Here is a 22413-nt window from a genome sequence, read left to right as displayed (position 1 = left end):
ATGGAAGATTACTCACTCTTTTGATTCGATTTGTCGATAATGACAGCTAGTAGGATCACCATCCCTTTGATTACCTGCTGCCAAAAAGGAGAGACATTCATGAGAATCAAACCATTGTTCAGCACTCCTATAATGATTGCGCCGAGGACTGTTCCCCAGATTGTTCCTCTACCCCCGGAAAGTGAAGTACCACCGATCACCACTGCGGCAATTGCATCCAATTCATAACTTATTCCGGCATTTGGCTGGGCGGAATCCAGTCGAGCTGTTACCAGCACCCCACCAACGGCTGCAAGCAATCCAGCAATGGAATACACCCAGATTTTAACTTTGTTAATCGGGATTCCAGAGAGGCGGGAAGCATTTTCATTTCCTCCTATGGCGTAGATGTATCTTCCAAATCGGGTTTTGCTCGTAAGAATAACTGCTGTGATTACCACTAGACCTGAGATCCATACTGGCATAGGTATTCCTAAGAACCATCCCGTGCCTAAGAAACCGAAACTATCTCCCAGGCCTGTGATGGGATGGCCTTTTGTCCAGAGCATGGTGAATCCCCGGGCCATGGTAAGCATGGCCAGCGTAGCGACAAAAGGAGGAACTTTGAATTTGGTGACGGCATATCCATTAACAAATCCTAAGCCTCCGCCGATTAAAAATCCGGCTACTATTGCGCCTAATACAGTGAATCCAATAAACAGGTTTAATGAGGGTATGCTGAGTCCATTTTTCAATAAACCTGCCGTCACTGCTCCGCAAAATGCCAAGATAGAACCTACAGAAAGGTCAATCCCGGCAGTTAAAACAACCAGAGTCATTCCCACTGAGATGCATACGTTCACAGAGATTTGGCGCATGACATTCCAAAAATTGTCCGTAGTCATGAAATTGTCTGTCAGCAATGCCAAAGCCAAGCATAAGACGAATAATGCGATAAGGGACTGAAACTGGGCTATGTTAAAGTTTTTCTTCAAAGAGATCATTGATTCATGTTTTCAGGGATGCAGGCATTCATTATGTTAGTTTCGGTGGCTTCTTCACTCGAAAACTCGGCGGTGATTTCGCCTTCAGACATGACTAATATTCTGTCTGAAATAGCCAGTATTTCGGGGATTTCAGAAGAAATAACCAGAATGGAAATACCAGAGGCGCTTAGTCGAGCGATAAGCTCATAGATTTCATTTTTGGCATTTATATCTATTCCACGCGTAGGTTCGTCCAGCATGAGCACGGTGGGATTTCGCTCTATCCACTTTCCTAGTATTACTTTTTGCTGATTTCCGCCACTCAGATTTTTGATTGCTTGATCCTCGTTGTGAACTTTGATTTTCAGGGAAGCGACATGTTTGTCATAGAGTTTGGTATGTAACACATCGCTCAGAAAGCCGAATTTGCTGACCTTCTCGATCACGGTAAGGCTTAGGTTTTTTGAAACCGACATTCCTGCTACAATTCCATCTTTTTTGCGGTCTTCAGGTACCAGAGCCATACCCGCATCTATTGCTTCAATGGGACTTTTGAAGCCTGTTTTCTGGCCATTGAGTAGGATAGAGCCTGTCAATTTGCGGTGGTTCAGCCCAAAGAGACTTTCGCAAAGCTCTGTTCTTCCTGCTCCCATCAATCCATATACTCCCAGGACTTCACCTTTGCATAAATCGAAACTAATATCTTTTAGTAAAGGACGTTGGGGATTTTCAGGATTGAGTAAACCAAGGTTTTTGACTTCTAAGACTTTCTCTTCTGTACAGTTTTTGGTGGGTTTTTTGACCACTTTCACTTCACGCCCTGCCATCATATTGATGAGTTGCGCACGGGATATTTCTGATACTCCACCTTGACCGACCACTTTCCCATCCCGTAGCACTACAAAATCATCTGCTAAGGCAAAAAGCTCATCCAGTTTGTGCGAGATATAGACAATGGCTTTACCCTCTGCTTTTAGTTTATTGATGATTTCGAAGAGGACTTCCACTTCGCTTTCCCCGATGGCTGAAGTAGGCTCATCCATAAAAACTACCTCAGATTCTGTGAGCAGGGCTTTGGCGATTTCTACGATTTGCTGTTGGCCAACTTTCAAAGTGCCTACCAAGGCTGTAGGTTCTACTTCCAGTTTGAGTCTGCTTAATAAAGCTTTGGTCTTGTTGATCATTTTCTCCCGATCCAAAAAGCCAAATGCATTGACTAATTCTCTTCCCAAAAAAATGTTTTGAGCTACTGTCAGGTAAGGAATCAGATTTAACTCTTGGTGAATAATTCCAATTCCCATTTCCTGTGCGTCCTTAGGTTTGGAGAATTTAATTTCTTGACCTTTAAAGAGGATTTGTCCCTCAAAATCAGTGTAAATACCTGACATGATTTTCAAGAGGGTAGATTTTCCTGCGCCGTTTTCACCGATTAATGCGGTTACTTTTCCTCCTTCTAGACGGAGATTGACATTACTGAGGGCAGTAACTCCAGAGAACTTTTTGGTTATTTCTTTTACTTCCAGTAGTGCCGTCATGCTATGAGGAGATTTGGAGAGTAAATGGAATAACCTCAAGTTGATCTAGATTCAAATGAACTTTGTTGAGTTCTATAGCTCCTTCAAACTTCACTGAATCTCCCTCTTTCACTTTGGATCTAAAGCTTGGTATTACTTCTTGGCGAATCCTGTCATTCATTGCCTCAGAGATGCTGTTGAAATCCGCAGTGTCTTCGTAATCGTTGATTTTGACCAATCCTGAAGCATCACGGAGGGCATTTCCAAAAATGAATTCCGTTTCAATTTCTATTCTAGAACTGCCTACTTGAAGCAGCACATTGTTTTCATTTACAGCGATGACTATGCCTTCTCCTTTCACGCGGAAATAGCCAATATTGCCAATACCTAAGGCATGACTATTTTTCTCAAATGTGCTGTTAACGTCCTGATTGAAACTGTCTATTAGTTGCAAAATATCAGTGCAATCTTGGTAAGCCTTTGCGAGATCCTGATTCCAGATGCCATCCACATAGGCCTTCGCATTGAAAACCGTTTGCTGATTTTCTGCCAGTTTTTGGTCTAGGGGCTGGATATAGATTGAATTGTAACCCACAAGAGCTAATGCAACTACTCCAATGCCATATTTTATAGCTTTATTATTCATCACTTCCGTAGGCTTCGTAATCATGTACATTTTCTTGATTGACCATTTCTACAGTCACAGGGACTTTTTGTGCGAAATCCCGTTTGCCATTGAAGTACTCCAATGCGTAGTTGGCGGCTGTTCTAGCGATTAGCTTTGGGAATTGCATTCCGGTAGCTAGGATTTTTTTCTGCTCGATGGAGGTGATCACATCGCTTGCTCCGTCAAAGCCAAAAACCATGACTTGCTCTGCTTTTCCTGCAGCCACCAAAGCCTGGTAAGCTCCCATGGCCATGCCGTCATTGCCACAAAAGACTCCCTTGATATCTGGATGTACCTGTAAAATAGATTCCATTACTTCCATGGCTTTGTTTCTGTCAAAGTCAGCATTTTGCTGAGCGACCATCTGCAGCTCAGGATAGTTATCGACTACAGAGTGAAACCCTTTGGAGCGACTCCAGGTATTATTGTCTCCGACCAAGCCTAAGATTTCTACATACTTTCCACTTTTATTCAGCTTCTCCACGAAGTATTTGCCTATAGCTACGCATCCCGCATAGCTGTCTGAGAGGATTTGACTGGTTGCTGCGTCCGTAGCGTTGATCTCACGATCCATGCAGAATACAGGGATTTCAGCCTTTTTGGCTATCCTCACATTTGCGATCGAGCCATCCGCATCTGTGGGATTGAAAAGTATAGCGTCGTAGCCTGAAGAGATGGCATTTTCAAAGTGATCTGTCTCCAGTGCGGTATTATTTTGGGAATCAAAAATAGTAGCCTCAAATCCTAGCTCTATGGCATGGTTGGCAGCAGTCTCTGCCAGCACTACAAACCATGGGTTATTGAGTGAGGATACGATTACGGCCACTTTTTTAGGCTGACCCTGCTTTTCAGACTTCTGCTTTTGGCAGCTGAATAATATAGCGGTGAAGAGGAGCAGGCATAGAATTTTTATGGGTTTGAAATAGGTCATTTTGGGTGGGTTGTTGTTATTTCAGAAGTGTTTCGGCCTGCGCCAAAATACCATCTCGGGATATGCCGTAGTGATTGAAGATTTCTCCCTGTGAACCTGTTACGGTGTATTCATCTGGTATTCCGATGATATGGAATCGGTTTCTGGCTCCTTTTTGGAAAAGGTAGGAAGCGCAGGCTTCGCCCAAACCTCCGTTTACCATCTGCTCTTCCACCGTGATAATCGGTTTGCCTTCAGCAGCCAATTCATCCAATAGTGCTGTGTCAAGTGGTTTGATCGTATGCATACTTATTACTTTGGCAGAGACTCCATGCTTTTCTTCTAAAGCTTTTGCAGCCTGCCAAGCAGGATAGACCGTCTCACCGTTTGCGATGATGGTGAGATTATTTCCTTTCCTTATTATTCTTCCTTTTCCAAATTCAAACTCTTGGTTTTCTTCAGATAGAAAAGGCATGGGTTTTTTACCAAATCGGAGATAAATCGGTTGCTCTAGCTTCGCTGCCAATAGCACAGCTTGTTCAGTTTCGAAATTGTCTGCCGGTGCGACAATGATCATATTATTGATCGCTCGAAGCACGGCAAAGTCATGAAGACTATGGTGAGTAGTTCCAAGTGCCCCGTAACTTACTCCAGCACTGATTCCTACCAGTTTGACTGGGTTGTCGGAATAGGCTACGTCGTTTTTGATCTGTTCCAAAGCCCGTGCAGTAAGAAAGCAAGCCGGAGAAATGGCAAATGATTTCTTTCCTGCAGATGCTAAGCCCGCGGCTACTCCAACGAGATTTTGTTCTGCTATCCCAACTTCTACAATCTGCTCCGGGAATTTTTGACCGAAGGGTACAAGTTTTCCTGAACCTCGAGAGTCACTTGTCACCACGATGATCGATTTATCTGTGGCAGCCAATGATTCCAAAGTTTTAGCGAAAATCTCCTGATTTGCGCTTCCCATTTTCAGGTCTTTCTCTACGATTTTATCTAATTCCATGATTTGCTAGATTAATGCTTCAGTCGCGTCTAATTCTGATAATGCCAAGTCGTACTGCTCTGGGCTTGGTACACCATGGTGCCATTTTAGTACACGTTCCATGTAGCTGATTCCTTTACCTTTAATGGTATGGGCAATTATAAAATTGGGCTTACCAGCTTCGAAAGGCCCATTATTCAAAGCCTCATCCAGATCGGCGAGATTATGTCCATCTACTTCCCGGACCGACCAGCCAAAAGCTTCCAATTTATCCCGTAGGGAATCTGTGTTCATTACTTCTTGATTGGACCCAGTAATTTGCTGCTTGTTGTTGTCCAGAATGGCATATAAATTATCCAGCTTGTAATGAGAAGCGGATAGAAATGCTTCCCAGTTTGAGCCTTCAGGCAATTCCCCATCTCCTAGAAGCGTAAATATTCTATGCTCTTTTTTATCCAGTTTCGCTGCAATAGCTTCTCCCACGCAGATAGGAAGACCATGTCCCAGTGCACCGGTATTTTGCTCTACACCATTCACCTTTTTGGTGGGATGCCCGATGTAGTGGGATTGGTATTGACATAGAGTTTCCAGATCAGATTCTGGAAAAAAACCGCGATCCGACAAGGTCACAAAAAGGGCTTCTACACAATGTCCTTTACTTTGGATATAGCGATCACGGTTAGGGTTTTTGAAATTGCTTGGATCTACATTAAGCACTCTGTTATAGAGTACATTGAGAATGTCCACACATGAAAGGCTTCCTCCCGTATGTCCCGCCTTTGCTTTATAAATGTATTTGAGAAGGTTTTTTCTCAGAAATACAGACTTCAGTTTCAATTCTTTATCTGTCATCTTTAAGTGATTTTTTTCAACAATTAGGTTAGTTGATCTAATGTGTTTTATCCTTCGTGATGGTAAACTTCCCATCCCATGTAATTTTCAAATGCTTCCTTAAGTGCTTCGGATGTATGTGATGCATTCATAACTACATGATGCTCAAAGCCATTTTTGCAGATGTGTTTCATCAAACCTTGAAGATTAGGGATTTTGGCTACTGCTCGGTTTCCGAATGTTTTCAATTCATCATCCGTCAATTGACCATCTCCGACATAGGCTTTCATGATTCCTCGGGTATCGTCCGTGCTGATTCTACCGAAAGTCAATGGGGAAGCAGGAGTACGTCCATCCAAAGCTCCGTAGGTGTTTTCTACTCCCACAGTTGTTCCTAGGATGGGAGCATTGCTGATTTCAATGTCTGGCAGAAATGATTTTGCCCAGTTTCCACAGTGGAAAAGCACACATTTTTCATCATCATCAGCGTAGTTATTGTTCCAATCCACTAATGCACTCGGGGAGCCTGAAGCCAATTGCATGGCATACATACTGAGCGTTCCTGTGACATCCACTTCGCAGGCGCTAGGGATCATTCCCTCGCTGAACATGCTGGAGCTGGTGCAGACATTACATCCAAAATTTTGCTGCAAAGAAGTCCAACACTGAATGGCATTTGCATCAAGTTGATTTTCGGTCATGAAATCATTCAATACTACATCAAGCTTGGCCATTTGGATCAGAGACTCGCTAGGAGTTTTTCCTGTGGACGCGTAGTTGTGGATTTTCTCCAAATGGTCCTTTACGCGCTGATCAGATTTGTCCAATTTATTTGCATATCCTAGGATCTCAGACAGGTCGCAGGTAACTACAGAGATGCCATTTTTTTGCAGGATTTTTTCGCTGTATCGTACGGTATTAAAGGCAGTTGGTCTTGCTCCAATTGCACCGATACGCACATTTTTCATTCCTTTCACTACACGGCATACACCCAAAAATTGCTTTAGATCTGCCAAAAACGAAGGGTCTGTAGGGTGGACTACGTGTTTGGTAGTGATTGAGTATTTGATGCCGTATTGATAGAGGTTGTTACAAACGGAAATCTTGCCACACCAAGAATCTCGGCGATTTGCTACATTAAGCTTATTGAGTTCATCAGGGTAGCCTTGTATCAGTACAGGTACTTTCAGGTCGGCTAGGTGGAGCGTGTCAGCTATGCCTCTTTCATCTCCGAAATTTGGAAGGACGACCAAAACTCCAGCTATATCATCTTTATGTTTCTTGAATAGGTCTGCACATTTTCTTGCATCGGTATAGGTTTCTACTCCACCCAATTTAGTGGCTGTCTCATCCAGAATAATGGCTCTAATTCCCTGTTCACCCAGCATTTTAAGAACTTCTATCCGTGCTTCTGATACCAGTTTGTCCGGAAAAAAATCTCTGTTTCCGATGATTATCCCTAAAGTTATGTTTTGCTTTTTCATTCCTTGTGCTATAGCTGTTTTCTGCGTTTTATTTAGTTGTGTCTTCTGCGATGATCAATTGGATATCGTGTTCCTTAAAGACTTCCTTATGTTTGTTTTCTACCCCCTCATCTGTGATGATATAATCTATCAAAGACAGAGCACCCAAGCTAGCAAAGGCACTTTTGCCTATTTTGGAAGAGTCTGCTACCAAGTAGGTGGTGTCTGCTGCATCAATCATTGCTTTTTTCACAACCAGATCACTAAGACTAGGATAGGTAAGTCCTGATTTTAAAGAAATCCCGGCTGTTGCAAGAAAGAGTTTTTGGACGTTTAGACCTTTGAAGAAATCCGCAGCCTTCTGTCCTGTCAATGAAAGCGTAGGTGCTTTGAATTCTCCCCCTGTCATGATGATGTCAATATTGGGATTAGCGCCTAGCATAAGTGCAATATTCAGAGCGTTGGTGATAACTGTGAGCCCTTTGATGTTTACAATCTTTTTGGCGATCTCTGTAGTGGTAGATCCAGAATCTAGAATGATGGTGTCACCGGGTTGGATGAATTCAAGGCATTTTTCTGCAATGATTTCTTTTTCTTTGAGGTTCTCTTGGTGTACCAATGAGAAGTTTCGGACCTTATCTTCGACATCTTTTAAATGTACTCCGCCATGTTCCCTTATTACTAAACCATTTTTTTCCAGTTTTTCTAAGTCTTGTCGAATCGTGACTTCTGTTACTTTGAAGATGCGTGCCAAATCATTCACCTTAGCTGAACCATCTTCTTTTAATAGCTCAAGTATTTTTTCTTTTCTTTGTTTGGGGAGCATAGATTTTTTGTTTCTTGATTAAAAACAAAAGTAACTTATTTCGAATACTTATGCTTTTGTTTTTGTTTGCTTTCGCTAAATCCCTACTAACCTATAATTATTCTAAATTGATTGAGCCAATTATTCTGGATTTATTGAGTTGGGGTAGTTGAAATTTTTGAATTAAAAGAGGGGAGGGTATTCTGTAAAATTTAACACAGCCCTCCCTTCTAACCCTATAGGCCAATAATTATTGATATCCTGGATTTTGAGTGAACTCGGACCGGTTTGTGACAGCATCCAATTGTGATTGCGGAATAGGACGAATCATATGATGTTGGTCTACAGATTTCACATCTGGGTTCAAGGCAGGCACTCTATCTACTAGTTTGTTTGTTCTTTTCAGGTCAAACCATCTCAATTGCTCACCTGCAAATTCTCTTGCACGCTCATCTAAGATGAAATCAAGCGTAACTTGATCCGAAGTGATTTTCATGGCGTCTTCTTGACCTGGTTTAGCAGCTCTTTCTCTAATTACATTGATATGATCAGCGGCTGCTTGAAGGTTACCTTGATACATCTGAGCTTCTGCAGCAATTAAATACAATTCCGCAAAGCGGATTACATAGGCATCTCTTGAGCTTTGTGCTTCATTTGCACTAGATCTAGTATTATCCATGTGTTTTGTTAGAGTAGGATAGCGAAGGTTGTCCCGCACAGTTCCATTTTCATTGTATATATCATTTCTATTATATACCTGGTAAATATGACCTTGGCTACCTGAGAAAGTACTTCTAGTGGCTACTACTGCCGTGTCTCCCATATTCATTCCATCAGGAAGGTTAGTGGAATTGGCATACCATACTTCCATAAATGACCCTTCATATCTAGCATCTGATTCACTATACAAATCTAATAATGAGCGAGTTGGCATATATCTATTAAATGGTCTTCCATACTCAATTGCTCTTGTCAGTCCTGGTAGATTGTCATACTTCATCAAGAAGTGCAAGTGGCCGTTGTTACTGCCTCGACCATGACCCAGTGGATTGGTAGAGGTGTTCCGTAGATCATTTAGCGTTAAGTTTTCTGCGTAATTAACAGCATAGACAATTTCGCTATTATGGTTATTACCCATGTCCCACAGGTCTGCGTAATTAGACACCAGTTCAAACCCAAACCCGCCATTGATCACTGATTCGGCCATAGCACTTGCTTCGCTATACATTTTGCGTGTTAAGTAGATGCGTGCTAAGAAAGACATAGCTGCAGGTTTGGTAACTCTTCCGTAGTCTGGAGTAGTAGGAGAGAGATTAGCCACTGCAAAATCCAAGTCTTCAAGAATTTGAGCGTAAAATGTGTCCACAGGTGTTTTGTTGGCCGTGGTAATGATACCTTGAGATTCTTCCAAGGTGAAGTGCACTCCACCCCAAGTTTCTACAATGTGATAGTAATAAAATGCTCTTAAGAACCTGAGTTCTGCTTCTCTTTGAACTCGTAAGGCTGGAGTCAATCCAGCATCCGAGATTCTATTGATGCCTGCATTCGTAAGGTTGATTGCAGCATAAAGTTGAGTCCAAAGTGTTGTAATTGGAGCATTGGTGCCTTGCAGGTTGGTATAGGTGGTCAAATCCGGCCAAACATCGCCAGCCGCACTCATCCAAATATCTGTTCCCATTTCTGTCATATTATAAGCTTCCTCTTTGCCATACCACCATCTCTGATAAGAGTAAGCGGCATTTACTAGTGATTCGAAGCCTTCAGGTGTAGTGTAAACTGCCTCAGCAGTTAATCCACTTGGGTTGTACTCATCGAGCATGTCATCACAAGAAGTGCTGAGCATAGCCATCGATAAAATGAGTAGTGTAATTAGTGATGTATTTTTCATTGTTAAGAGCTTTTGAATGGGTTAAAAACCAAGGTTAATTCCGAAAACATAGTTTTTTAACATAGGGAAGCTTTCTCCGCCACCTCTTTCGGGATCATACTCATCTAGTTTGGAACTCTTAGTCCAGGTTAGCAAATTGGTGCCGGTGAAGTAGATCCTCATATTGCTTAGGAATGAGTTATCCTTTACAGGCAAAGTATAACCTAAGGAAATGTTTCTGAGCCTAATGTAAGATCCATCTACATAGCCTATTGTACTCCAATAGAGTGTTGATGAACCTGATACTCCTGCATTTGGTCTAGGGTATTCATTTGTTGGATTTTCTGGGGTCCAGTAATCAATGGCCTTTGAGCTATTGCTTAGATTGGATTGTCTGTCATACCTGCTGAGAAAATTTGGGTTGATAGTTTGTCCCCATCTTGCAAAGAAATACACACTGAAATCGAATGCTTTATAGGTTAGCTTATTATTTAAACCACCAAACCAATCAGGTCTATTATTTCCAGCAAGGACGATTCTATCATTAACAGCATCTATTTTATTGTCCCCATTTTGATCTTTTACTTTAATGTCTCCGGGTACTTGACCGTAGGATTGGGCTTCATCTGCTTCAGATGTCTGCCAAATACCAAGTTTTTCATAGTCATAAAATACTGAAATAGGCTGTCCTACAAACCATCCATTTCCTATGTCATCCACTCCATCGGTTACCAGAGATACGATTTCTTCTCTATTTCTGGTAAAAGTCAGCGTGCTCTCCCAAGTGAAATCGGCTTTTTCTATATTCACCGTGTTTATCCCTAATTCAATTCCATGGTTTCTTGTTTTACCGATGTTTTGAAACACTTGCTGCACTCCTGTGGTAGGGGGTAAACCACGAGGAAGAAGTAAATCTGAAGTTTGGGTGTTATAAATGTCTATGGTAGCGCTAAGTCTGTTTTTCCAAAGCCCTAAGTCAATCCCGAAATTGGTGGTAGCAGATAGCTCCCATCCTGCATCTGGATTGCCTAATAGAGGTGAAAAGGTGAATCCTTGGAAACTTGACTCACCAAAGGCCATTGGCATTCTAGTCAATGAGCTCTGTGTTCCATATGGTTGTATGCCCGAATTTCCTGCCACACCATAGCTTGCACGAAGCTTTAATTCACTGATGCTTTCTAGGTTTTGCATGAATCCTTCATCTACTACTCTCCAAGCAAAAGCTGCAGAAGGGAAAAACGCCCATTTGTTGCCTGCAGACAATCTTGATGCTCCATCAGCTCTGTCAGTCAAGGTGATAAGGTATTTTCCTTTGAAGCTGTAATTTAATCTTGCAGCAAAGGACAAGACGTTCCATTTGGCATACCCACTGTTGATAGCAATATTATCCGGGGCATTCCCAAGGCCATAAAACAATTGACCTGGGAGTAATTGATTTTCGCCTTGAGCTAGTACATCGTCTCCTTCATTTTGAACATAACTACTCAAAGCTGTTATAGTAAAAGAGTGATCTTTTATCTCTTTTTGATAATTGATCACATTGTCCCAATTGAAAAAGCGGCCGTTCGAAGCGGTGTATTGCGCTCTGCTGGTTCCTCCGTTTCTACTGATAGAATTAGATGCTTCAAAAAGGCCAACTCTAGAGTTACTGATGTTTGTCCCGAAATTAGATCGGAAACTAAATCCATTGAAAGGCTTCAGGTCTAAATAGACATTGGCTATCACATTGGTGATTTTGCCTGTATTAGAAAAAATATCTGGTTGCTCATCAGCTAATGGGCTTATTGAAGATCCGCCTAGGGGATACACTATAAAGTCTCCATTTTCATCATAAACTGTTCCTAAAGGGATGATTTTATTCGCCATATTTAGCGGATCTCTGCGATAGCTTTCATCTCTATTAGCAATTTGAGATTGCAGTCCTGCTTTGATCCAACTATTGAATGTATGATCAACATTTGCCCTTAAGGTATAGCGCTTAACATCGTCAAATTTTAAAATACCAGTTTCACCAAAGTAATCCACTGAAGTGTAAACTTTGGTTTTGTCGCTGCCTGCATTTACACCAATATTATAATTTTGTTGAGTACCATTTCTGAATAGAAGATCCTGGTAATCGATCCAATCACCATTTGCAATGGCATCCAGTTCTTGGGTGTTAAAAATTAGGGGGTCGTCGGAAACAGAATTCCATTTTCCGGTAGTTCTATTTGCTTCTCTTTTGATAGCCACATATTCATCTCCATTCATTACTGATGGATATCTAGAGACTTCGGAAATTCCATAGTAAGAATTGAATGTTACTTTTGGCTTGCCTACTGCACCCTTTTTGGTAGAAATAATAACTATTCCATTTGCGCCTTGCCATCCATAGATTGCTGTTGAAGAAGCGTCCTTTAAAAATTCCATGGATTCAATATCATTTGGATTGATATTGTCAATATTTCCAGTCTGCACTCCGTCTACTATAAATAATGGGTTGTTGCTCGCCCCAATAGATCTATTTCCTCTGATTCGGATATTAATACCTGATGAAGATGAACCGCTACCTCTGGTGATGTCCACCCCTGCTACCTTACCTTGAATAGACTCCAGTGGGTTTTGGGCAGGGACTTGTACGATATCTTCATTTTTAAGAGAGGTGACCGCACCTGTTAGATCTCTTTTCTTCACCGTACCATAACCGATCACTACCACTTCTTCCATGTTAGTCACGTCAGGTTCTAGCATGACATTGATGGTTGTCTGGTTTCCTACTTCTATTTCTTGTGTGATGTAACCTATAGAGCTGAATACTAAAATGGCTCCACTTGGGACAAAGATGGAATATTTACCATCTATATTGGTAATAGTCCCGGTGTTAGTCCCTTTGACCAAAATAGTCGCCCCAGGAAGGGCTCCGTCATAATCTGTGGCATTTACAATTCCAATTACCTGAGTGTTCTGTGCCAAAATCTCGAAATTGATAAGGGCAAAACAAAAGGTGGAGAGCCAGAGAAACCTCCATAATTTGGCTTGTTCCCGCGGAGGCTTTGTTTTAGTGTGTGAAATTTTCTTCATGTTAGCTGGGTTTTGTTAATAAGTTGATTCAATACACTTGTAGAACTTATAGTTTACTTTTTCCTAATAAAAAGAAATCAAAAGAAGCTAAAAGTAAGGATTAACAAGTGGTTTGTAGGATAAAAGTATGAATTTGCACAAATAAACAAACTATTTAGCCTAAAATATTTACGATTATTTGTTTTTTATTTTTCGTTTACTTTCTTTTTGATACATTTGATGGGCTGCAAGTCTAGAGTTGAATCTGAATGTGGACGATATATCATTGATTGATAAATGTTTGTGATATATTGATGAGGTTCTTAAAAAGAAGGTTATACAATATGAAAAGTACTTGGGTTTTTGGATTGAGTTTGATAGGATACCTAGTAATTGGTTCCTTTCTAAGCTGCGGTGCAGCTGATAACAAGGCAATTAAGCCTCGGGTACTGATTAGCTCAGATATAGGAGGGACAGATCCAGATGACTTTCAGTCAATGATACATTTATTGATGTACTCTGACCAATTCGAAATCGAAGGATTAGTTTCTTCTCCTTTCGGTGATGGGAGTAAACAGGACTTTTTGGATATTATTGACCTATACGAAAAGGATTATAAGCAACTACTAAAACAAGCTCCAGAACTGCCTTCCCCAAAATCACTTCGGGATATTACCAAGCAAGGCGAGAAAGATGCGGCACCTTTCAAAGGATTTACCACAGCTACAGAAGGATCAGAATGGATTATTCAATGCGCGAAAAAAGATAGTGATCAACCACTTTGGGTCCTTGTCTGGGGAGGCATCGAGGATGTCGCTCAGGCACTCCACGATGCGCCGGAGATTAAAGACAATATTCGAGTCTATTGGATAGGAGGGCCCAATAAAAAATGGAGCATCAATGCCTATTCTTATATCGCTGAGCATCATCCGGATTTGTGGATGATTGAGGCAAATGCAACTTATAGAGGTTGGTTTATGGATGAAGATTCTCCAAAAGACGTGAAAGGTGATGCTTATTATGACAACTACATCCAAGGCAGAGGTGCTATGGGCAAGGATTTCATCAAGTATTATGATGGTAGGATTAAAATGGGGGATACTCCCTCACTAGCCTACCTGATGAGCGGCGATCCAAATGATCCCATGGGTGAAAGTTGGGGAGGTAGTTTTGAGAAAATCGATCACAGCTCACGAAATATTTTTATAGACGGAAGTACTTTGGAGGATACAGTAGCTGCTTATGGCACTATCGAATGGAGATTTACTGGCCCAGAATTGAGTGTTTCAGAAGATTCGATTGTATTTGAACTGGAAGTACAAAATCAAATCTGGCCAGGCTATTACTTAGGGGAAGGTATGTATGGTGTAAAGTATAGCTCCAAAAAACCAGAAAAAGGAACCTACAAAACCCGAAGTGCAATTGCTGAATTAGATGGCTTGCAAGGCGGTTATGTAAGTACGGATCCTTGGCCAGGAAAGGCTTCGCCCGATGATTATCAGCTAGGAAGTAATTGGTATAGTGACAAGGTAGATCCGGCTCTCTTTATAAAGGATCAACAGGGAGCTAAAACCATCTCAAAACATAGGAAAGAGTTTTTATTGGATTGGGCAGATAGATGGAAATGGCTTGAAAAGTAATTGTGCCTAACTCAAATTCAAAGAAATAACAATAAGCCCCTCTTTATGAAAAGAATCAATTTAGTCGTAGTGATAAGCATTATTGCTATCACTTCGGCATTTTCTCAACAATTAGCATTCCCCACAGCTGAAGGATATGGGAAGTTCTCAAAAGGCGGTCGTGGAGGAGCAGTGTATGAAGTTACCAATCTAAATGATAGTGGAGAGGGAAGCTTGCGAGCTGCTGTGGAAGCATCGGAACCTCGAACTGTTGTATTTCGGGTATCAGGAACTATAGAACTCGAAAGTGCTCTACGGATCAAGAATCCATATATCACCATAGCTGGTCAAACAGCTCCCGGAGATGGTATTTGCATCAAAAAAAATCCACTGGTAATCGAAGCAGATCATGTGATTGTAAGGTATTTGAGAGTTAGACTGGGAAATGAATCAGGTGATGACACTGATGCGGTTTCCAGCAGATATAATAAGCACCTTATTTTCGATCATATTTCGGCCAGCTGGAGTGTTGATGAAACCATGTCAATTTATCATAATGATAGTATTACGGTACAGTGGAGTATTATTTCCGAAAGCATGCACGACTCTAATCATGTAAAAGGAGCGCATGGCTTCGGCGGTATATGGGGCTCGAACTTTGGGAGCTATCACCATAACTTGCTAGCGCATCATGGAAGTCGAAATCCTAGAATGGCTTCAGGTTCTGGATATACTGATTATAGAAATAATGTGGTTTATAACTGGGGGTATAACAGCACCTATGGTGGAGAAAACAAACAAGGTACGGATCCTCGATTTACCTTTTCGACCATCAATATGGTCGCCAACTACTATAAGCCTGGGCCTGCGACACAGGCGGGTGATAATTCACACAGGTTGGCAAATCCATCCATGCGTAAGGATGTCAGTGATTTTGGTAAATGGTATATTGCTGATAATGTGATGATTGGGAGTGATCGCGTCACGGCTGACAATTGGGATGGTGGGGTGCAGCCTCAAGGTGGTAAATCAAATATTCAATATGTCAGACTTGAAAAACCTTGGAAATCAATGCCTATCAATCAGCAGTCCGCTGAAGAAGCATTCGACTTAGTACTTGCAAATGCTGGGGCTACCTTGCCTAAGCGGGATGCGGTGGATACCCGGATTGTCAATGAGACAAAAGGAGGGTTTACAACCTATGAAGGCGGAACTTATAGAAAGCGGATCACATTGACTGATACCTCAAAAAAATCAGGAATTATAGACTCTCAAAACGATGTGGGTGGCTGGCCAGAATTGAAGAGTTTACCTGCCCCTAAAGACGCTGACCACGATGGTATGCCTGACGAGTGGGAAAAATCAAATGGATTGAATCCTGCTGACGCTACAGATCGAAACTTGATCAAGGGAGGATACACCATGTTGGAAATTTATCTGAATTCCATTAGGTAAATCTTTAGATCATCTGGATTAATATAAATAACCAGACTTTCTAACACAAGGAATCTGAATCTCAAGGAAACAATGACCCAAAAACTACCAATGAAAAGCTATTTAGGAATTATCAGCTGCCTCCTGCTGATGAATTCCGTGCAGGTATATGCACAGGAAAAAAGTATGGTGAATACCTCAAAAAGCCCTTTTGCCCAGCAGGTTTCAGTAGATATGGATGCCGTTCACTGGACGGGAGGATTTTGGGGGAGATGGGCGGAAGTCAGCCGGGATACCATGGCTATGAATATGCTTCATGTCTATGAAAATGACACCTTGAGCCATGCCTTTCTCAATTTTGAAATAGCTGCTGGACTCAAAGAAGGAAGATACCGCGGAGCCCCTTTTCATGATGGGGATTTTTATAAAACTCTGGAAGCGCTCGTGTCAGTTTATGCCACCACGGGTGATTCCAAGTATTATGAGGAATTGGAGCGTATTATTCCGGTAATAGCTGCTGCTCAGCGAAGCGATGGCTATCTCCATACCTCGACGTTGATTAAGCAAAGAACCAATCCTGAAGATGCTGTAGAGTTTGAGGATAGGATGAATTTCGAGACCTACAATATGGGGCATCTGATGACAGCTGCCAGTTTGCATTACCGGACTACTGGTCAGACTAACTTTCTGGATATAGCGATAAAAGCGACAGATTTTCTTGTAGAATATCATGAAAATGCTTCTGCCGAGCAAGCTCAAAATGCCATCTGTCCCTCTCACTATATGGGAGTGGTTGAAATGTATCGAACCACACGAGACCAGCGCTACCTAGATCTGGCAGAGAAGATGATTGATATTCGAGGAATGATTGCTGATGGTACAGACCATAATCAGGACCGAATTCCATTCAGGCAACAACGCGATGCGGTAGGTCATGCGGTACGTGCTAATTATTTATATGCAGGAGTTGCGGATTTGTATGCTGAGACTGGTGAGGATTCATTGATGATGGCTTTGGAAAGTATCTGGCAAGATGTGGTGAGTAAAAAGCTATATATCACCGGTGCAACGGGAGCTTTATACGATGGAGTTTCGCCAAATGGTACCACCTACAATCAGCCGATCATTCAGCAGGTGCATCAAGCCTATGGACAAGCCTATCAGCTCCCGAATATTGCAGCTTACAATGAAACCTGTGCCAATATTGGAAATGTCCTTTGGAACCACAGGATGCTGTTGGTGACTGGAGACAGTCGATTTGCAGATGTCTTAGAGCTCAGTTTGTTCAACAGCGTCTTATCAGGAACTGATCTAGGTGGTACGAATTTTAACTATACCAATCCTCTTCGAGTGGACGATGACTTGCCTTTTGAATTCCGCTGGTCAAAGGAGAGGGAACCCTATATTTCCAAGTCAAACTGTTGTCCTCCTAATGTGGTGAGGACGGTGGCAGAATCCCAGAATTATGCTTATGCATTGTCCAAAAAGGGACTTATAGTGAATATGTATGGTAGCAATAGTTTAAAGACAAAATTGCTGGATGGTACTGATTTGGAAGTGAATCAGGAGACTGATTATCCCTGGGATGGTTCGATTAAGTTAGAAATTAAAAAATCTTCAGGTAATCCATTTGCTATTGATATGCGAATCCCTGCTTGGTCAGAAAATGCTGAAATTAAGGTAAATGGTGAAAAAATAGAAATCAACGCCGTTTCAGGAACATACGCGAGCCTAAGCAGAAACTGGAAAAAAGGGGATGTGATCGAACTATACCTTCCTATGCCTGTGCGATTGATGGAAGCAAATCCATTGGTAGAGGAGACAAGGAATCAGGTAGCTGTTATGAGAGGTCCTATAGTTTATTGTATCGAATCGCCTGATATTAAAGGCGCTAGGATTTTTGATGTGAAAATCCCTTCAGATATACTATTCACTCCTGTGAAGGAAGACATCGATGGAGCCCAAATCGCATTTTTGGATGGTAAAGCTCTGCTTGAGACTGAAAAAAGCTGGGAGGCTGAGCTTTACCGGCCTATTAACTCCGAGACTGAACTTAAAGAGTTTGAGATCAGACTGGTACCCTATTTTTCTTGGGGGAATAGAGGGGAGTCTGAAATGTCTGTCTGGATTCCTCTGATAAAGTAAAATAATCTAGAGATACAATTCTTTGGGGTAATAGGGTGAATTCATTCTCTATGCGCGGATTTGCTGCTCAATTTTACCGTTGAAATGAAGAAACTTTTAACTTATTAAATTATGAAAAGAACTATTTTAAGTATCGCATTGGCATTAATTGCATTGAGCAGTTTTGCCCAACAATTAGCATTTCCAACCGCTGAAGGATATGGGAAATACACTGTCGGAGGACGTGGAGGTACAGTTTACGAAGTAGTCAATCTAAATGACTCTGGAGAAGGAAGCCTTCGTGCGGCTGTAGAAGCAGAAGGTCCAAGAACTGTTGTTTTCAGGGTATCTGGTACTATCAAATTAGAAAAGGATTTGAGAATCAAAAACCCTTTTATCACGATAGCTGGTCAAACGGCTCCTGGAGATGGAATTACCCTAAGGGATTATCCTCTGATGATCGATGCAGATGAAGTTATTATTAGATACATCAGGGTTCGACTTGGGAATGAATCGGGAGGGGAAACCGATGCTATTTCCAGCAGATATACCACCAATCTTATATTAGATCATATATCAGCGAGCTGGAGCATTGATGAAACGATGTCCATTTACCATGGAAAAAATGTAACGGTTCAATGGTCTGTGATTTCTGAGAGTCTCTATAACTCCAATCATCAAAAAGGCAACCATGGATTTGGAGGGATTTGGGGTTCTAATTACAGCACATACCATCATAATTTAATCGCCAACCATTCCAACCGAAATCCACGCTTTGCATCTGGAGGAGGGAACATTGATTATCGAAATAATGTGGTGTACAATTGGGGATATGAGTCTACCTATGGTGCTGAAGTGAACCAAGTTGGAAATGAGAAATTCAATTTCACCAACATCAACATGGTGGGAAACTATTATAAAGCAGGGCCTGCTACAGAACCTGGTCAGATTTCCCATCGACTTGCCTCGCCTTGGTCACGTAATAAAGCCGAGGACTATGGGAAATGGTACATCTCAGACAACACTTTAGAAGGGAATGTTTGGATCTCAGAGAATAACTGGCTGGGTGGTGTGCAACCTCAAGATGGTAGCGCGTATCTTGAGGGTTTAAAGCTGGATGAGCCTTGGCCATCTATGCCTATCAATGAACAGCCTGCTGAGGAAGCCTTCGATTCTGTCCTAGAAAATGCAGGAGCTATTTTTCCAAAACGCGACGTAGTAGACCTTCGAATTATAGAAGAAGTTAGAAATGGCTACGCTACTTTTGAAGGCGCGACTTACAAAAAGGACCATAAAGTCGCAGATAAATCCAAAAATACCGGAATCATTGACACACAGGAGGATGTAGGGGGCTGGCCAGAGTTGAAAACGGGACCTGCTCCGGTGGATACTGACCATGATGGCATGCCAGATGATTGGGAAAAACAAAATGGCCTTGATCCCAATAAGGCTAGTGATGGGAATAAGATAGGGGAAGACGGTTATACTATGTTGGAAAAGTATCTAAACTCTATTTTATAAAGGATTGATTATTAATAAATTGTGATTATCCGCAATAAAGCCAGTTGCCTTAGATTCTTTGCTTATCTGGTCGGAAGACCGAAGACACAAGACCGAAATGTCAAATTATAAATTTGAACATATTCTAGATTGCTTTTCCCTCTTTACTGATAGAAAAGCGGATATACATATAATAACTATACAACTATGAGAGATAGATGGGGAGTCAATCGAATGTTGACATTACTTCTTAAGAGCATTAGTTTAAAACTTATTCCAGTATTTTTTTTACTTGGAAGTGGATTAAACCCAGTTTCAGCTCAGGAAAAGCCAAGGTTATTTGTTCTAACAGATATCGGTGGAGATCCAGATGATCAGATGTCAATGGTTAGGTTGATGACCTATTCCAATCAACTTGATATTGAAGGTCTCGTTGCTTCTGAAGTGAAGGACAAGGTCAATCCTGAGCGTATTCATCAGATTGTAGACGCCTATGGTGAAGTAAGGGATAATTTGGAGCTTCACGAGCCAGGATTTCCCACAGCTAATTCTTTAAAGGCTTGCATTTCACAAGGGATTCCTGTTGGAGGCATGGAAGGCGTTGGTCAAGGGAAAGATTCACCTGGGTCTGAACAGCTGATAAAGGTGGTAGACCGAGAGGATCCACGACCTGTTTGGGTGACTGTTTGGGGTGGGCCAAGTGTATTGGCTCAAGCACTCTATAAAGTGCGATCTACACGCTCAGAGGATGAGGTAGCCAAATTTGTTTCTAAACTCCGAGTTTATGCCATCTCTGATCAGGATGATAGTGGGCCATGGATACGTAAAGAGTTTCCTGAGCTTTTTTATATCGTTACACCAGGTACTAATGGAGGTGGTGCTTATCACCATGCCACTTGGATAGCTATTGGCGGAGATAAATTTCATGGCCGTTTTGATGGAGCAGACTTTCAATTGGTGACCAATGAATGGCTTGAAAAAAATATACGTCGCAAAGGTCCTTTGGGAAAGGTATATCCTCATTGGGAATACATGATGGAAGGTGATACCCCTTCTTTCCTGTATCTTATAAATAATGGTTTGAATAATCCTGATCATCCCAATTGGGGCGGATGGGGAGGTCGCTATGAACTTTACACCCCGAAAACTGAGAAGTGGTTCTTTGAACCTGAAACCCGTCCTATCTGGACCAATGTACAAGATGAAGTATTGGGAAATGACGGAGAGTGGCACACTACAAATCATGCTACAATTTGGCGATGGCGCGAGGCTTACCAAAATGATTTTGCAGCAAGAATGGATTGGACCATTAAGACGTATGATCAGGCCAATCATCCACCGGTAGTGAAGCTTGATCATCCGGCTTTTATCAAGGCCAAGCCAGGAGAACGAGTAGATCTTAGTGCTGTCGGTACCACTGACCCAGATGGGGATTTACTTTCCTATGAGTGGTTTTGCTACGAAGAGCCAGGCACTCGAGGGATGTCAAGTTCAGACTCAGGTGTAAAACACGATATCAGTGGTTTTGATCACCAGAAAGCTTGGCTCAAAGTTAAAACTAGCCGTGTTATGCGTCCAGGGACAGGAACTATGCATATTATCCTAGCTGTCACGGACAATGGGACTCCGCGTCTTACCAGATATAAACGTATTATTATAGAGGTAGAATAAAGCTGAAAAGCTACTGCCTGAATATTCAGGTTAATCCATTGAAATGCAGGATATAGACGAAAAATTTTTCCACCCTTGAAAATAAAAAAAGCCATCCGAATTAACGAATGGCTGGTGGGCCCACCTGGGATCTGCCGATAGCTATCGGTGCAGGGATCCACTGCTCCGAAAGTATTCGGAGGAGTCAGTTGACTTTATACTTTATTTTTAGTTTGGTAGAAATCTCTGGGTATATCTTCAAATTCTGGATGTAGATTTTTGATTTCATTTTTTTGATATGTAGTTCTATCATTCTTGCTTGAGATAAAGATTCACACTCAATTGAATGGAAAAGTATCCAATCATTCGCTTTTTGAGTGAAGTTGAATATACTGTACTTTTTGGCGATATTGTTTTCTAATCTTTCTAGGACCGATAAAGAAGTCAGTCCAGTATAAAACCGATTCAGAGAATTGGAATGTAGGATATAGACGAAAAATTTTTCCACCCTTAAAAATAAAAAAAGCCATCCGAATTAACGAATGGCTTGTGGGCCCACTTGGAATCTGCCGATAGCTATCGGTGCAGGGACCTACTGCTCCGAAAGTATTCGGAGGAGTCAGTTGACATTATACTTTATTAGTAGTTTGGTAGAAATCTCTGGATATATCTTCAAATTCTGGATGTAGATTTTTGATTTCATTTTTTTGATATGAAGTTCTATCATTCTTGCTTGAGATAAAGATTCACACTCAATTGAATGGAAAAGAATCCAATCATTCGCTTTTTGAGTGAAGTTGAATTTACTGTACTTTTTGGCGATATGGTTTTCTAATCTTTCTAGGACCGATAAAGAAGTCAGTCCAGTATAAAACCGATTCAGAGAATTGGAATGTAGGATATAGACGAAAAATTTTTCCACCCTTAGAAATAAAAAAAGCCATCCGAATTAACGAATGGCTTGTGGGCCCACTTGGAATCGAACCAAGCACCTACTGATTATGAGTCAGTTGCTCTAACCAAATGAGCTATAGGCCCGA

17 protein-coding genes and 1 tRNA gene are annotated in these 22413 nt (G+C 41.5%); 5 read left to right on the top strand and 13 right to left on the bottom strand.

The window, feature by feature from the left end; genetic code table 11:
* Nucleotides 1-8: 8 nt before the first annotated feature.
* The 10 genes from LV85_RS12515 to LV85_RS12470 all read right to left on the bottom strand — a co-directional run bounded on the left by LV85_RS12515 (nucleotide 9) and on the right by LV85_RS12470 (nucleotide 13067).
* Entirely contained in the window at nucleotides 9-983 is a 975-nt protein-coding gene (locus LV85_RS12515; RefSeq protein WP_111319905.1) for an ABC transporter permease, read from the bottom strand.
* Nucleotides 980-2500: a sugar ABC transporter ATP-binding protein gene (locus LV85_RS12510; protein WP_111319903.1), complete on the bottom strand. Its 1521-nt coding sequence runs from the start codon at nucleotides 2498-2500 to the stop codon at nucleotides 980-982. The genes LV85_RS12515 and LV85_RS12510 overlap by 4 nt, the downstream gene beginning before the upstream one ends.
* A 1-nt stretch (nucleotide 2501) precedes the next feature.
* Nucleotides 2502-3149, bottom strand: coding sequence for a DUF2291 domain-containing protein (locus LV85_RS12505; protein ID WP_158531180.1), 648 nt, complete (start codon nucleotides 3147-3149; stop codon nucleotides 2502-2504).
* Nucleotides 3118-4077 (bottom strand): D-ribose ABC transporter substrate-binding protein, encoded by a 960-nt coding sequence (locus tag LV85_RS12500; protein ID WP_245942286.1) that lies wholly within the window; start codon nucleotides 4075-4077, stop codon nucleotides 3118-3120. The genes LV85_RS12505 and LV85_RS12500 overlap by 32 nt, the downstream gene beginning before the upstream one ends.
* A 16-nt stretch (nucleotides 4078-4093) precedes the next feature.
* Nucleotides 4094-5062 (bottom strand): transketolase family protein, encoded by a 969-nt coding sequence (locus LV85_RS12495; RefSeq protein WP_111319899.1) that lies wholly within the window; start codon nucleotides 5060-5062, stop codon nucleotides 4094-4096.
* 6 nt (nucleotides 5063-5068) lie between these two features.
* On the bottom strand, nucleotides 5069-5893 hold the full coding sequence (locus LV85_RS12490) for a transketolase (protein ID WP_111319897.1): 825 nt from the start codon (nucleotides 5891-5893) through the stop codon (nucleotides 5069-5071).
* A gap of 47 nt (nucleotides 5894-5940) precedes the next feature.
* The gene (locus LV85_RS12485; RefSeq protein ID WP_111319895.1) at nucleotides 5941-7356 is read right to left on the bottom strand and encodes an L-fucose/L-arabinose isomerase family protein; all 1416 of its coding nucleotides are present in this window, start codon (nucleotides 7354-7356) and stop codon (nucleotides 5941-5943) included.
* Between the two features lie 28 nt (nucleotides 7357-7384).
* Nucleotides 7385-8161, bottom strand: a complete 777-nt coding sequence (locus tag LV85_RS12480) for a DeoR/GlpR family DNA-binding transcription regulator (RefSeq protein ID WP_111319893.1) — start codon at nucleotides 8159-8161, stop codon at nucleotides 7385-7387.
* Between the two features lie 229 nt (nucleotides 8162-8390).
* On the bottom strand, nucleotides 8391-10028 hold the full coding sequence (locus LV85_RS12475) for a RagB/SusD family nutrient uptake outer membrane protein (RefSeq protein WP_111319891.1): 1638 nt from the start codon (nucleotides 10026-10028) through the stop codon (nucleotides 8391-8393).
* 21 nt (nucleotides 10029-10049) lie between these two features.
* Entirely contained in the window at nucleotides 10050-13067 is a 3018-nt protein-coding gene (locus LV85_RS12470) for a SusC/RagA family TonB-linked outer membrane protein (protein ID WP_111319889.1), read from the bottom strand.
* A 323-nt stretch (nucleotides 13068-13390) separates the two neighbouring features.
* On the opposite strand from LV85_RS12470, the gene LV85_RS12465 reads away from it, so the two are divergent.
* The 5 genes from LV85_RS12465 (at nucleotide 13391) to LV85_RS12445 (ending at nucleotide 21394) form a co-directional block, all read left to right on the top strand.
* Complete coding sequence (locus tag LV85_RS12465) at nucleotides 13391-14686, top strand: nucleoside hydrolase-like domain-containing protein (protein WP_111319887.1); 1296 nt, start codon at nucleotides 13391-13393, stop codon at nucleotides 14684-14686.
* Between the two features lie 45 nt (nucleotides 14687-14731).
* Nucleotides 14732-16120 (top strand): pectate lyase family protein, encoded by a 1389-nt coding sequence (locus LV85_RS12460; RefSeq protein ID WP_111319885.1) that lies wholly within the window; start codon nucleotides 14732-14734, stop codon nucleotides 16118-16120.
* A gap of 90 nt (nucleotides 16121-16210) precedes the next feature.
* Nucleotides 16211-18244: an aceric acid hydrolase gene (locus LV85_RS12455; protein ID WP_111320024.1), complete on the top strand. Its 2034-nt coding sequence runs from the start codon at nucleotides 16211-16213 to the stop codon at nucleotides 18242-18244.
* Between the two features lie 111 nt (nucleotides 18245-18355).
* The gene (locus LV85_RS12450; protein WP_111319883.1) at nucleotides 18356-19744 is read left to right on the top strand and encodes a pectate lyase; all 1389 of its coding nucleotides are present in this window, start codon (nucleotides 18356-18358) and stop codon (nucleotides 19742-19744) included.
* Between the two features lie 186 nt (nucleotides 19745-19930).
* Nucleotides 19931-21394 (top strand): nucleoside hydrolase-like domain-containing protein, encoded by a 1464-nt coding sequence (locus LV85_RS12445; RefSeq protein ID WP_245942285.1) that lies wholly within the window; start codon nucleotides 19931-19933, stop codon nucleotides 21392-21394.
* Between the two features lie 184 nt (nucleotides 21395-21578).
* Here LV85_RS12445 and LV85_RS22475 read toward each other — a convergent pair whose 3' ends face one another.
* From LV85_RS22475 to LV85_RS12430, 3 genes are all read right to left on the bottom strand, one after another.
* Nucleotides 21579-21881: a GIY-YIG nuclease family protein gene (locus LV85_RS22475; protein WP_111319881.1), complete on the bottom strand. Its 303-nt coding sequence runs from the start codon at nucleotides 21879-21881 to the stop codon at nucleotides 21579-21581.
* A 111-nt stretch (nucleotides 21882-21992) separates the two neighbouring features.
* Nucleotides 21993-22295 carry a GIY-YIG nuclease family protein gene (locus LV85_RS22470; protein ID WP_111319879.1) on the bottom strand — a complete coding sequence of 101 codons (303 nt, stop codon included), beginning with the start codon at nucleotides 22293-22295 and terminating at the stop codon, nucleotides 21993-21995.
* A 42-nt stretch (nucleotides 22296-22337) separates the two neighbouring features.
* Nucleotides 22338-22411 (bottom strand) — tRNA-Ile (locus LV85_RS12430).
* Between the last annotated feature and the right edge of the window lie 2 nt (nucleotides 22412-22413).

This window comes from Algoriphagus chordae (assembly GCF_003254055.1).
Classification (GTDB): Bacteria; Bacteroidota; Bacteroidia; order Cytophagales; family Cyclobacteriaceae; genus Algoriphagus; species Algoriphagus chordae.
The sequence above is the reverse complement of the archived record's forward strand: the minus strand, read 5'-3'. Positions and strand labels throughout refer to the sequence as shown.

Excerpts from the sequence above, each read along its gene's own strand:
- LV85_RS12515 (WP_111319905.1), bottom strand. The coding sequence starts at position 983 with ATGATCTCTTTGAAGAAAAACTTTAACATAGCCCAGTTTCAGTCCCTT.
- LV85_RS12510 (WP_111319903.1), bottom strand. The coding sequence starts at position 2,500 with ATGACGGCACTACTGGAAGTAAAAGAAATAACCAAAAAGTTCTCTGGA.
- LV85_RS12505 (WP_158531180.1), bottom strand. The coding sequence starts at position 3,149 with ATGATTACGAAGCCTACGGAAGTGATGAATAATAAAGCTATAAAATAT.
- LV85_RS12500 (WP_245942286.1), bottom strand. The coding sequence starts at position 4,077 with ATGACCTATTTCAAACCCATAAAAATTCTATGCCTGCTCCTCTTCACC.
- LV85_RS12495 (WP_111319899.1), bottom strand. The coding sequence starts at position 5,062 with ATGGAATTAGATAAAATCGTAGAGAAAGACCTGAAAATGGGAAGCGCA.
- LV85_RS12490 (WP_111319897.1), bottom strand. The coding sequence starts at position 5,893 with ATGACAGATAAAGAATTGAAACTGAAGTCTGTATTTCTGAGAAAAAAC.
- LV85_RS12485 (WP_111319895.1), bottom strand. The coding sequence starts at position 7,356 with ATGAAAAAGCAAAACATAACTTTAGGGATAATCATCGGAAACAGAGAT.
- LV85_RS12480 (WP_111319893.1), bottom strand. The coding sequence starts at position 8,161 with ATGCTCCCCAAACAAAGAAAAGAAAAAATACTTGAGCTATTAAAAGAA.
- LV85_RS12475 (WP_111319891.1), bottom strand. The coding sequence starts at position 10,028 with ATGAAAAATACATCACTAATTACACTACTCATTTTATCGATGGCTATG.
- LV85_RS12470 (WP_111319889.1), bottom strand. The coding sequence starts at position 13,067 with ATGAAGAAAATTTCACACACTAAAACAAAGCCTCCGCGGGAACAAGCC.
- LV85_RS12465 (WP_111319887.1), top strand. The coding sequence starts at position 13,391 with ATGAAAAGTACTTGGGTTTTTGGATTGAGTTTGATAGGATACCTAGTA.
- LV85_RS12460 (WP_111319885.1), top strand. The coding sequence starts at position 14,732 with ATGAAAAGAATCAATTTAGTCGTAGTGATAAGCATTATTGCTATCACT.
- LV85_RS12455 (WP_111320024.1), top strand. The coding sequence starts at position 16,211 with ATGAAAAGCTATTTAGGAATTATCAGCTGCCTCCTGCTGATGAATTCC.
- LV85_RS12450 (WP_111319883.1), top strand. The coding sequence starts at position 18,356 with ATGAAAAGAACTATTTTAAGTATCGCATTGGCATTAATTGCATTGAGC.
- LV85_RS12445 (WP_245942285.1), top strand. The coding sequence starts at position 19,931 with ATGAGAGATAGATGGGGAGTCAATCGAATGTTGACATTACTTCTTAAG.